Origin of the sequence: Kitasatospora sp. MAA19 (assembly GCF_029894125.1) — a bacterium.
Classification (GTDB): domain Bacteria; phylum Actinomycetota; class Actinomycetes; order Streptomycetales; family Streptomycetaceae; genus Kitasatospora.
On the sequence record NZ_JARXYZ010000015.1, the window covers coordinates 191,534 to 203,162 of the forward strand.

Genomic DNA, 11,629 nt, shown 5'->3' on the forward strand with positions numbered 1-11,629 from the left:
TCACCCGAACGACGGCAGGGCGAAGGCCGAGGTGTAGAAGGTGGCGGCGTGGTTCGGGTCGGCGCTCGTCGCCTGGCCGTCGGCGGTCAGGTGCTCCAGGCCGACGTGGTCGATCCACTGGCCGGCGGCGGGCCCGGCGACGACTCCCGTCAGCGGGGGCCGCTCGTCCTGACGCGGCCGGCCGGCCCGGGGAAGTCCCCGGGCCGGCCGGCCGGTTGGTGCGTTGCGGTGTGTTCGGGCCCGGGTGGGCTCAGTAGCGGGTCTTGATCTCGGTCCGGCCGTACGGCACCGTCCAGTAGTGCGCCTGCCAGACGCCGACGGTGATGCTCACCCCCCTGCTGCCCCGTCGGTTGTTCGCCTGCTCGACCGCCTTGCCGAAGTTCTTGAGCAGGAAGCCGAGGACCTTGAGGATGCCGCCGATGATCTTCGCCGCGTAGTGCGGGAAGAGGCCGACGATCAGGCCGATGATCGAGCTGATGCTGCCGGCCTTCTTCATCTTCTTGGCGAGCCGGGCCGCACTCGCCTTGCTCAGCTTGGCGGTCCAACTCTTCAGCCAGCGCAGGCCGTCGAGGTCGTCCATGGTGATCGGGTCGACCGGGTAGCCGTAGGCGTTCGGCGAGCCCTTCAGGACCGGGTCGGTCTGCAGGAAGCGGCCGGTGGTCGGGTCGTAGACCCGCACCCCCATGAGGACCAGGCCGCTGAGCGAGTCGCCGGCCCGCAGCTGGCCGCCGTGCCAGCCGTACTCGGTGGTGCCGGTGGCGTCGACGACGTTGCCGTACTCGTCGTAGTGGTAGACGGCGAGGTCCTGGGTGCCGTCGGGCGACATCTGGACCGAGGCGTCGCCGTGCAGGTTGGTCAGGACCAGGATCGCGCCGCCGTCGGTACCGGTGGCGGCCACGAGCTGGCCGCCGAGGTCGGTGACGTTGCGGGTGAGCTTGCCGTTGACCTCGCGGGACCACGTGGGCTTGTCGTCGGGGCCGTCGTAGTGGTTGGTGGAGCGGGCGGTGATCGTCCAGGTGCCGTCCTCGCCCTTGGTCTCCGTGGTGGCCGTCGCGAGGCGCCCGGCGGAGTCCAGGTCCCAGGTCTTGCGGGTGTCGCCGAGGGTCTCGCCGCGAACCAGGTCGTTGGCGTAGTAGCTCAGCTGGGTGCCCCGGGGCAGCGTCGTGGTGCGGCCGTAGGCGTCGTACGCGTAGCCGGCGTCGGTGATCCGGTCGGCGGCGTCGTACGTGTGGTTCTCGGTGGCAGTGACGGAGTCGGCGGTGGCCGGGTCGCAGTCGTCGCTGACCGTGGTGCGGTTGGTGCGGTTGCTGCTGCGGTCGAAGGCGTAGCCGCGGGTGGCGCACTCCAGGCCGTTGCCGGAGACCGTCTTCAGCAGCCGGCCGGTGGCGTCGTAGGTGTAGTCGTCGGTGGTGCTGTTGCCGTCGGTCTGGGTGCGGCCGGCCTGCTGCCCGTGGACGGTGTAGCTCGCGGTGTCGGCGAGCAGGACGGTGCCGGCCTGGTCGGCGTACGTCTTGCCGGTCTGGATGCCCCGGCTGTCGTAGCTGCCGGTGAGGGTGTTGCCGCCGGGCAGCGTCTGGGAGACCAGGCGGCCCTCGACATCGTAGCCGGCGATGAAGGTGCCCGCGACCGAGTCGGTCATGGTGGTGGGCAGGCCGCGCGGGTCCTTGGCGGTGTCGTAGCCGTAGGTGACGGTGGAGGGCACCGAGTCGGACTTCTTCACCACCCGGTCGAGCCGGTCGTACTCGGTGGTGGTGACGCTGCCGGCGCCGTCGTCGTAGGAGACGGGGCGGCCGAGCCGGTCGTAGCCCTGGGTGATGGTCGCGGTGCCGTTGCCGACGGTCGACGTCTGGCCGGTGGCCGGGTCGTAGCCGTACACGGTGTCGGCCACGGCGGTGCCGGTGCCGCCCGTCACGGAGACCTTGGTCTGGCGCCCGGCGGCGTCGTAGCCGTGGGTGGTGGTGCGGGTGACGCCGTTGGCGACCTCGGTGAGGACCGTGACGTTGCCCCAGCGGTCGTACTGGTAGGTCTTGGTCGGCAGCTGCGCCGGGGCGCTGCCGCCGGCGACGGCCGCAGCCGGTGCGGTGGAGCAGACGAGCCCGGCCCACTCCGGGTGGCCGGCGCACGCACCGGTGCCGCCCGTGCCGTAGTACGCGGTGACGGTGGTGCCCGCGTCCGAGCCGTTGGAGTTCGGGCGGGACTGCGAGACCACGCGACCGGCGGCGTCGTAGCCGGTGGCGGTGGTGATCTTCAGGCCGGCCGGGTCCTGGACGGACCGGATGGGCAGGCCCTGGGCCCAGTCGTAGGCGGTGGCGGTGGTGCGCACGTCCGCGTCGACGGCGTAGCCGTCGATCCGGGCGCCGACCGCGACCGAGGTCTCCCGGTCGCTGGCCGCGGCGTCCGCCGGGCGGTTCTCGTCGTAGGCGGTGACGGTGTGGGCGCGGGCCGCGACCTCGTCACCGGCCGCGAGGGCCGGGCTGGTGCCGGAGGCCGCCAGGTCGTGCTCCAGGGTGACGAGTTGCAGCGGGTCGTACTGCTCGACCAGCCGCTTGCCGTCCGCCGAGTACACCGACAGCGAGGACAGCACCTGGGCGCGGTCGGCGGTGGAACGGCCGGCGATGCCCAGGGCGCGCAGCTTGTTCAGGCCCTCACCGGTGGTGGCCAGGGCGAGGATGCGGTTCTCCGCTGAGAGGGTGCGCACCGGGCTGCCGTGGGCGTTGTACTCGGTGGTGGTGATGCCGCCGCCGGGGATGGCGATGTTCACCTCGCGCCCGGAGGCGTTGGTGTAGGTCACCGAGGCGCGGGCGTAGGCAGCGGTGCCGAGGGCCTTGCCGTCGTGGCCGGCCGGGACGGCGTCGGGCGGCAGCACGGCGGTGGCGTCGGTCGGGGCGTCGGTCTGGCCCCAGGCGGCGACGTCGGAAGGGGCCAGCGGGTACGGGGCGTTGGCGCCCGACAGCGGCACGTCGTAGACCACCGAGGTGGTCGCGGTGCCGTCGGTGACGTCCTTGCTGCCCTGCTTGAGGGTCGCCCGGGAGGCGGCCAGCAGCATGCCCTCGCCGGCGGTGGCGGCGGTGCCGGCCTTGCCGTACTCCAGCGTCCAGGGCAGCTCGCCGGGCTCGGTCACGGTGGTGACCCGACCGGCGGCGTCGTAGACGTAGGCGGTCTTCAGCGCGGGGCTGATCCGCGGGTCCCACACCTCGCGCAGGCGGCCCTGCTCGTCGTAGGCGTACTGGGAGACGGCGACGGGGATGGCGCTGCCCGCACCGGGGTCGGTGGACCACAGGCGGATCTGCTTCACCTGGCCGGCGACGTCGCCCAGGGCCGCCGGGGTGGCGGTGGTCGCGGTGGCGTAGACGTACTCCAGGACGCGGCAGCCGGCGGTGGCGGGCACGGCGGCGCAGTCGGCGGAGGCGGTCCCGGTGGTCGGCGCGATGACGTACTTCGGGCGGGCCAGCGTCTTGCCGCCGACCACGACCTTCTCCGAGACCACGGACGTGGTGGAGTCGGCGCTGGGCAGCGAGGAGCCGGTGGCCTGCCAGGTGGTGGCCGCCGGGTCGACCTTGCCGAAGGTGACGGTGGTGCCGGCGGTGTCCTTCAGCGTGAACGAGCCGGTCAACGCACCGCTCAGGGTCAGGTCCTCGGCACCCGGTTCGGGCTTCCAGCCGCCCGCGCCGGTCGCGGTGAAGCCGATCTCGCCGCCGTCCGAGGAGACCACCGACAGCGAGGTCGGGGAGGTCTGGCGGACGTAGGTATAGGCGGTCTCGGTGAGTTCGGCGGTGGTGCCGGCGCTCCACTGCGGGCCGAAGATCGCCGCCTGGCCCTCCTGGGCCGAGCCGTTCAGCGGCCGGCGGGAGGAGAAGGCGCGCTCGGCGCTGAGGCCGAAGCCCTGGGCGTCGGTGGCGGCGAGCGTGAGGTCACCGGTGAGGGTGTTGACCTGGCCGGGGCCGATCGGCGTCTCCGGCGCGTCGCCGGCGTTGCGGTCGACCGTGATGGTGGTCGGCTCGGTGGCGTCGGTGGCGGTGCCGTCGGTGAACACCGCGCGCACCTCCACCGGACCGTTCTCGGTGAGGGTGTCGGTGATATTCCAGGTCAGCGCGGCCGGCTTGCCGCCCGGGGCGGCGAACGGCCAGGCGGCCACCGACTTTCCGTCGGTGGTGGCGACGTTGGCCAGCGGCACGTCCTTCCACGCGTCGGTCTCACCGCGGCGGTACTGGTAGCGCACGCCGGTGTAGGTGCTGTTGCCCTCCGCCTGGAGCGAGGTGCGGCGGGCCGGACGCTCGCCCGGGCCCGGGGCCACCAGCGCGGAGCCCTTGCCCGCGTAGAAGGTGTAGGTCTTGTCGGCGGAGACGTTGCCCGCCGCGTCGCGGGTGTGCGCGGTCACCGTGTGCGCGCCCGCCTTGAAGGTGAGCTTGGCCGAGACCGGCGCACCGGTCGTCGCCGCGGTCACCCAGGTGCCGCCGTCCAGCCGGTACTGGACGTCCTTCACGTCGCTGGTCGGCGGGGTGAAGGTGAAGGTCCCGCTATAGTCGCCGTTCCCGTCCGGGGAGCCCGCCCACTGGCCGGCCGGGAAGTCCCCGGAGGAGACGGTGGTCACGCCCGGCGCCGTGGTGTCCACGGTGAAGGTGCGGAAGGCCGACCACGCGCTGTTGGCGGTGCCGTCCCAGGAGCGCGAGCGCCACTTGTAGGCGCCCGGCGCCAGCGCGGTGCCCGGGGTCCAGTTGAACGTCGAGCCCGAGGCGGCGAGGCCGGTCCGGCCGGACTGGAGGGCGGCGGTGCTGGTGGACGTCCAGACCTCGAAGTCCAGGGCGAGGTTCCCGCCGTCCGGGTCGGTCGCCTTGGCGGACAGCGTCGGCCTGGCCTCGTTGATCAGCGCGGCGTTCGCCGGGGAGACCAGGGTGGAGACCGCCGGCGGGGTGTTGTACGTCACCGACAGGTACGGGGTGTTGGACGACGCGTTGCCGGAGTTGAACTTCTTCCAGCCGTACGGGTCGGTCTCGTCGGTGGCCCGGATGCCCAGGGTGTTGTTGGTGTTGCCGTTGGCGGCCCAGGCCTTGACCAGCGCGGTGATGTCCTGGTTCACCCAGCCGTCGTTGCAGGAACTGGAGTAGCCCTTGGTCGCGGTGGAGGTGGCCCACTTGCGGTTCCAGTTGGGCTGCGCGGTCCAGCGGGTGGCGGTGGTGGCGGTGCCGGTGTCCCAGACCTCCCAGCTCTTCGCGGTGCAGGACCAGCTGTGGAAGTTCCACAGGTTGAGCTTGCCGCCGGTGATCTGCTTCCCGCTGATCTTCGCCATCGGGAACTGCAGGAAGGAGCGGGCGACCTGGCCGGAACCGTTGTTGCCCAGCTTCAGCTCGGTCTGCGAGGAGACGTCGGTGCCGTAGCCCTGCTGCACGAAGGTGTCGAAGCCCACGCCGATGTTGACCGCGGGGTCGACGGTCACCGGGTACGTGGTCTTCGGGTCGTTCAGGAAGGCCGCGTCCGGGGTGAGCGTCAGGTCTATCGCGTCGCCGTTCTGGGTGACCTTGAGCCCGACCGGCGCGGTGCGGGTGTGCTCGCCGCTGCGCTCGTCGACCTGCGCGTCCCACATCACCGGCGCCGGGAGCTGACCGGCCTCCTGACCGGTCTTCGGGTCGATGAACGACACCGAGCCGTCCGGGTTCTGCCGGGCCTGGAGGCCGGCCGCGTCGAGGGTGAGCGTCACGCTGCCGTTGGCGGCCACCGCCGAGCGGTCCTTGAGCTCCAGGAACTGCTCGAAGCCGGTCCGGGTGGACTCGATGACCAGGTCGGTGGCGGTGAGCGCGTTCGCGTACCGGGCCCGGGCGCCGTCCACCGTGGGGGCGGGCAGGGTGCCGCGCCAGGACAGCGACATGGCGGTGCCGTTGCCGTTGTCCAGCGAGACCAGCGGCGTGCTCGGGGCCTTCTCGTCCCCGGCCGGGGCGCCGGCGGCCTTGAACTTCGACGCGGCGGCGGGCGGGGTGGCGCCGGCCAGGGTGAGGTCGAGCGGGTGGCCCTTGGCCTTGACGCTGCCGTCCGACTGCTGGGCGAGGTCGACGTCGATCGGCTGGAGGCGACCGGACTTGTCCTTGTAGCGGACCGGTCCGGAGGCGACGTCCAGCGTGGTGGTGCCGTCCGGGTTGATCCAGGTGGTGGTGGACTCGGTGCGCTCGTCCAGCAGCTCGATCCGGCGGTTCTCCAGCCGCGCCTTGAGGTGGGCGGTGGCGAGGTCCTTGGCCTCGGCCGGGCCCAGGGCCTGGACGGGCTTCGGGGCCTGCTCCCGGGTGACGGCGACGGCCTGACCGGTCGCCATGATGACGACGGCCGACTCCGCGGCGAGCACCACGGCCAGGGCGACGGCGGTGTTGCGCAGCGCGGTGCGGCGGCGTGCCGGGGCGGGGGGCGGCGAGCCGGCTTCGGCCCGGGGCCGTGGCAGGTCGCCGGTGGGGCGTGACATGGAACTCCTCGACGGTCTGTTCGGAAAGGGGGTTGTTCGGGAAAGGCGCTCTGTTCGGGAAAGGCGGTTTGTTCGGAAAGGGGGAAGACCGACTTGTCGCATTCGTGTCAGTCATGCCCGGGTAAAGCGATCGCAATGAATCAGCCAATCTCCGGAGCGGTCGGGATCGGTCGAAAACCGCCCGGAAGATCGGAAACCATTCGGGCCGCGGCCAGGACCTGTCCAGCCCTATCGGCGGTCGAACGGGTACCGGCCCATGGCCACCAGGGCCCGGGTCAGCAGGCTCCGCGCCCTCGACCGGGCCGCCGTCCCGTCGGGGGCGCGGACGTAGATCACCAGGCCGACGCCGTCGGACGCGGCGCGTGCGCACACGTGCTCCAGGCCGTCACCCGGACCGGCGCACGACCACAGAGCGGCCTGGACCTCCGCGGCCGCCACCTCGCCCGACGGCGACGCGACACCGGCCGGCAGAGTCAGATGGACCGAGAACACCAGAGGTCAGGCCCGCCCGACGGCGCCGGCGGCCAGCGGGGCGTCCCAGCCGATCGACCCGGCGGAGGGGGTATCCCAGCCGATCGACCCGGCGGAGGGGGTATCCCAGCCGATCGACCCGGCGGAGGGGGCATCCCAGCCGATCGACCCGCCGGCGGCGGACGGCGCGGCCGCGGGGGCGGTCGACCCGGCGGCGAAGGCCGGTGCGAGGGAGACGGCGAGGACGAGGGTCACGAGGATGGCGGCGAGCGGACGGACGGACACGACGGAGTCCTGTTCTGTACGGGAACCACGGTGGGGGAGGGTCGAGTTCGGGGTGTCCGGGCTTTCGGGAGAGTGCGCGCACGGCGCATCCTCCCCGTCCGCGGCCTGCCGCGGGAAGCGAATCCGGGGGCAGGATCAGGTCAGGCAGCTTGCTGCAAGATCGGCCCCGGCGGCCGGGGCGGGGCGTTGACCGGATCACGCCTTGTGAGGGCGTTCCATCCGGAGGAAAGATCGACAGCGGCCGACCGGGCATGTGAAATCGTCCACGGATCAGGGGTCGTGAAGTGCTGGAACTGCTGGGGCTGGACGCCATCGCGGAAGCCGTCTACCGGGAGATGCTCACCGACCCCGAGGGCGGGGTCACCGAACTCCGCGACCGGCTCGCGCTCCCCGAGGCCACCGTGCGCGCCGCCCTCGACCGGCTCGCCGACCTCACCCTGCTACGGGCCTCCCGCGAACAGCCCGGCACCCTGCGACCGGTCAGCCCGGAGCGCGGACTGGATCTCCTGCTGCGCCGACAGGAGGAGAAACTCGCGCGCCGCCAACAGGAGTTGGCCGCTTCCAAGGCCGCCGTCGCGCGCGCCCTGGCGGGGTACGCGACGCTTCGCGCCGACACCCCGACGGGCGGCCACGAGCGGCTGGTCGGTCTGGACGCCATCCAGGACAAGCTTGAGGAGCTGGCCGCCCGACTGACCGCCGAGGTCCTGGCGGTGACGCCCGGCGGCGCACAGTCCGCCGCCAGCCTGGCCGCCTCCCGCCCGCTGGACGAGGACGCCCTGCTGCGCGGGGTCCGCCTGCGCACCATCTACCAGGACAGCGTCCACGACGACCCGGAGACCCTCGGCTACGCCCGCTGGATGGTCGGCCTCGGCGGAGAGGTGCGGACCGCTCCCGTGCTGCCGCCGAGGATGCTGGTCTTCGACCGGAGCACCGCGGTGGTGCCGATCGACCCGGAGAACACCCGGGCCGGCGCGCTGTGCACCAGGGAACCGGGCATCGTCGCCTCGCTGATCGCCCTGTTCGAGCAGACCTGGGAGACCGCCGTCCCGATCGCCGACGACCGGGCCGCGGGCGAGGAGACGGGCCTGAGCGCCGGCGAGCGCGAGCTGCTGCGGCTGCTGTCCACCGGCCTCACCGACGACGCGGCGGCCAAGCGGCTCGGCGTCTCGGTGCGCACCGTCCGACGGCAGATGGCGGCCCTGATGGAGCGTCTGGAGGCGGCGAGCCGCTTCGAGGCCGGTCTGAAGACCGCCCGGCGCGGCTGGCTCTAGCCGCCGCTTCCCCCTCCCCCGTCGTGACGGCCGCGTCAGAACGGCGGCGAGTCCGGACGCGCCGCCGGCGAACCCACAGAAGGCGAGTACGCCATTCGGAACCTGCCTCACAGGAATGCACGTGGTTGTCACGCACGGCGGGCGAGTCAGTCGCGGTCCGACTCTCCGGGAGGTGCGGGCACGGACCGGCCTGCGCGGCGGGGCCGGTCGACGCCGGCGCCCTGGTCCACGAGTCGGGACGCCAGTTGCTCCGCCAGCCGTGCGGCGGGGCCGCGGCGGCGGCGGGAGAGGGCCAGGCCCAGGTGGCGGCGCGGGCTCGGCTCGGCCAGCGGAAGCGCGACCAGCTCCGGGTGCCCGGCCAGGCCGATCTCGGGGATGAGTGCGATGCCGACGCCGGCGTGGGCGAGCGACTGGGCGAAGTCGTAGTCCGTCGCCGTGCACGCGATCCGCAGCTGGACGCCGGCCAGGTCGGCGTGGTGGGCGAACTGGGCCGCGGACTTGCGGCAGCCCAGGATCCACCGCTCGTCGGCGAGTTCGGCCAGCTGCGGCGGCTGGGACCGGTCCCGGTAGCGGGCCGCGGCCGGGTGGTGGCGTGGCACCACGAGCCGCAGCGGGTCGACCCCGAGGGACGTCCAGTCCAGGCCGGAACGGTCGCCGGGCCGCGCGGGCGGCGGGCCGTCGAAGTGGTAGGCGAGGGCGAGGTCGGCCCGTCCCTCGCGGACGGCGGGCAGGCTCTCCTCCGGTTCCGCTTCCAGGATCGTCAGTTCCACGTCCGGGTGGTCGGAGACGAACCCGGCCAGGGCGGCGGGCAGCAACCGCCGTCCGGCACTGGCGAAGGTGGCGACGGTGAGCACGGTGCGCTCGGCGGCCAGCCGGTCGATGCGCTGCTGGGTGTCGGCCAGTTCGGCGGCGATCGCGTCCGCGGCCTCCACCAGCAGGTGGCCCGCCTCCGTCAGCGTGACGCCGCGGGTGGAGCGTTCGACCGCGGGCGCACCGAGGCTCCGCTCCAGCGCGGCGATCTGCTGCGAGACGGCCGAGGGCGTGCAGTGCAGCGCCAGGGCTGCCTGGTTGAAGCTGCCGTGGCGGGCGACCTCGCGCAGCACGGCCAGCCGCTGGACGTCGATCAACAGTTCTCCTAATGACGAGGTAGCGCGATCGACACTACCGCTACTGATCACTGCCGAGCAGACTGAACGCCGAGGACGCCAAGGGACGGACCGGGAAAGGGGCCGCGGCATGGACGTGTGCGTGATCGGGGGAAGCCGCCATTTCGGGCGGCGGCTGGTCGAGGAACTGGCGGACGCGGGTGCGGCGGTGACCGTCGTCAACCGCGGATCGACGCCCGCACCACCGGGTGTGACCCACCTGTGCGCCGACCGCGACGACGAGGCCGCGCTACGCGTCGCGCTCGCCGACCGGTGCTTCGACGTCGTGGTCGACCAGGTCTGCTACTCGCCACTCCAAGCGGCCGTCGCCGCCCGGGTCTTCGCAGGCCGCACCCGGCGCTACGTGCTGACCTCGACGGTCGAGGTCTACGCCGAGCTCGGCCGGCCGGGCGGGGCGGCCCTCACGGAAGAGGCCGTCGACCCGTCTGTCTGGCCGGTGGACCTGGAACTGCCCTGGGAGGACGAGCGGTTCCGGGCGGACCACTACGGCGAGGGCAAGCGTCAGGCGGAGGCACTGCTCACCCGACAGGCGCCCTTCGACGTCGCAGCCGTCCGCACCGCGCACGTCCTGGGCGGCGCGGACTTCACCGGGCGCCTGGCCCACTACGTCGAGCGGGTCGAGCGCAGCCTGCCGGTGGCGGTCCACGCCGCGCCGCAGCCCGCGTCCTTCGTCCACGAGCCGGAGATCGCCCGCTTCCTGGCCTGGGCCGCGACGGCGGACTTCACCGGGCCCGTCAACGCGGCCTCCCACGGAACGTTGGACGCACGGGAGTTGTGCGCGGCGATCGGCAGCGTGACCGGCATCGAGCCGACACTGCACGTCGGGACGGACGGGCCGCACTCGCCGTTCTCCTTCGACCGCTGCTACACCATGGACACCGGCCGGGCGGCCGGCCTGGGGTTCCGGTTCTCCTCGGTCTCCGACTGGCTGCCGCTGGTCGTCGAGGAGGCCCGGGGATGACGGGGACCACGACTGCGCACACCGCCGCACGCACCGTCGGCGGCATCGCGGTGGGCGCCATCGGCCTCGGCGCGATGCCGCTCTCCGTCGAAGGGCGCCCCGACGAGGAGCAGGCCGTCGCCACGATCCACGCCGCGCTCGACGCGGGCGTGCGGCTGATCGACACCGCCGACAGCTACCACTGGCACGCCGGCGAACTCGGCCACAACGAACGGCTGATCGCCCGCGCACTGGCGGCCTACGGCAACGGGGCGGACGACGTGCTGGTGGCGAGCAAGGGCGGCCGGGGCCGCCCCGGCGACGGATCGTGGACGGTCGACGGCCACCCGCGCCACCTGCGTCGCGCGGCCGAGGCCTCGGCGAGCCGGCTCGGCGTGGAGGCGATCGGCCTCTACCAGCTGCACAAGCCGGACCCGGCCGTCCCCTTCGCCGACTCGGTCGGCGCGCTGCGGGACCTGGCCGAGGCCGGCACGATCCGGATGGTCGGCCTCTCCAACGTGGACCGCGAGCAGATCCGCACCGCGCGGGAGATCCTCGGCCCACGCCTGGTCTCGGTGCAGAACCGCTTCTCCCCCGCACACCCCGCCACCCGGGACACCCTCGACCTCTGCACCGAACTCGGCCTGGCCTTCCTGCCCTGGAGCCCGCTCGGCGGGATCTCGCTCAGCGCCGTCGACGATCCGGGAAGCACCGCGCCGACGCCGCACACGCCCTTCCACGCGCTCGCCCGCGCGCACGGCGTCAGCCCGCAACAGGTCTGCCTGGCCTGGCACCTGGCCCAGGCACCCGTCGTGATCCCGATCCCCGGCGCACGCCGGCCGGCCTCCGTCCGCGACTCGGCCGCGGCGGCCGGACTCGCGCTGTCGACGGCCGAGCTGGCGGGGCTGCGCCTCGACCGGGAGGACGGCCTGGAGCTGCGCGGGTAGCCCGGGGCGTGGGGGGGCGGCCCCCGCCGGGGGGGCCCCCCCCCCCCCCCCCCCCCCCCCCCCCCCCCCCCCCCCCCCCCACCCCCCCCCACCCCCCCCCCCCC

At 73.5% G+C, this 11,629-nt stretch carries 7 protein-coding genes; 3 read left to right on the top strand and 4 right to left on the bottom strand.

Annotation, left to right across the window (positions count from 1 at the left end):
* Positions 1-250: 250 nt before the first annotated feature.
* The 3 genes from P3T27_RS23465 to P3T27_RS23475 all read right to left on the bottom strand — a co-directional run bounded on the left by P3T27_RS23465 (position 251) and on the right by P3T27_RS23475 (position 7,201).
* Positions 251-6,445, bottom strand: coding sequence for a DNRLRE domain-containing protein (locus tag P3T27_RS23465; protein WP_280681577.1), 6,195 nt, complete (start codon positions 6,443-6,445; stop codon positions 251-253).
* 228 nt (positions 6,446-6,673) lie between these two features.
* On the bottom strand, positions 6,674-6,937 hold the full coding sequence (locus P3T27_RS23470) for a hypothetical protein (RefSeq protein ID WP_280681579.1): 264 nt from the start codon (positions 6,935-6,937) through the stop codon (positions 6,674-6,676).
* A 6-nt stretch (positions 6,938-6,943) separates the two neighbouring features.
* Entirely contained in the window at positions 6,944-7,201 is a 258-nt protein-coding gene (locus P3T27_RS23475) for a hypothetical protein (RefSeq protein ID WP_280681580.1), read from the bottom strand.
* Between the two features lie 284 nt (positions 7,202-7,485).
* Between P3T27_RS23475 and P3T27_RS23480 the strand changes: the two genes are divergently transcribed.
* A complete protein-coding gene (locus tag P3T27_RS23480) occupies positions 7,486-8,472 on the top strand; it encodes a LuxR C-terminal-related transcriptional regulator (protein ID WP_280681581.1) in 987 nt (328 codons plus the stop codon).
* A 146-nt stretch (positions 8,473-8,618) separates the two neighbouring features.
* Here the strand turns inward: P3T27_RS23480 and P3T27_RS23485 are convergent, their stop codons facing one another.
* Entirely contained in the window at positions 8,619-9,599 is a 981-nt protein-coding gene (locus P3T27_RS23485) for a LysR family transcriptional regulator (protein ID WP_280681582.1), read from the bottom strand.
* 109 nt (positions 9,600-9,708) lie between these two features.
* Between P3T27_RS23485 and P3T27_RS23490 the strand changes: the two genes are divergently transcribed.
* Positions 9,709-10,599: an NAD-dependent epimerase/dehydratase family protein gene (locus P3T27_RS23490; protein WP_280681583.1), complete on the top strand. Its 891-nt coding sequence runs from the start codon at positions 9,709-9,711 to the stop codon at positions 10,597-10,599.
* A complete protein-coding gene (locus tag P3T27_RS23495; RefSeq protein ID WP_280681585.1) occupies positions 10,596-11,525 on the top strand; it encodes an aldo/keto reductase in 930 nt (309 codons plus the stop codon). The genes P3T27_RS23490 and P3T27_RS23495 overlap by 4 nt, the downstream gene beginning before the upstream one ends.
* Positions 11,526-11,629 lie beyond the last annotated feature (104 nt).